This is a genomic window from Pseudoalteromonas sp. SANK 73390 (genome assembly GCF_054966645.1).
In genome coordinates, this window is the sequence record NZ_ARPN01000022.1 from 1 (window position 1) to 391 (window position 391).

Annotated in this window: 1 protein-coding gene; it reads left to right on the forward strand. The window is 32.7% G+C overall.

Annotated features, from left to right (window positions below):
• The coding region (locus SANK73390_RS02055) for a hypothetical protein (RefSeq protein WP_462762924.1) at positions 1–307 on the forward strand (307 nt) is incomplete at its 5' end.
• Positions 308–391: the final 84 nt, after the last annotated feature.

Consider the following 391-nt stretch of genomic DNA (forward strand, 5'->3'; position numbering starts at 1 on the left):
GTTGCATAGGGATATGATTGAAACTTTCAAGAAAATTAGCTTTATTACAGTCTTAATTACTTTAGCTGTAATGTTTGTGCTTCTTTTATCTGATGCACCGTACGCAATGCTAAGCGTAAATATTTTTTTAGTACTTTGGAGTTTGGATAAAGTTTTTTTGTGGTATTTTAATTTTGATTTCGGTGTCGCCAATCAACTCAAAATTAAAAAAGAAGCTCATAAGCTAATAAGGCTAGCAGGTCTCATATTTGTTCTATTTGTTTTATATATAGGTGCAAACGGTATATTGGAGTTGTCTGCAACATAACAAGTCACTCAAAAGGACAAAAAACAGTTGGCTTTTTGCTCCTTCGTCGCTAATTTTAGCCAACAATTTTTTGCCTCTTAGTGA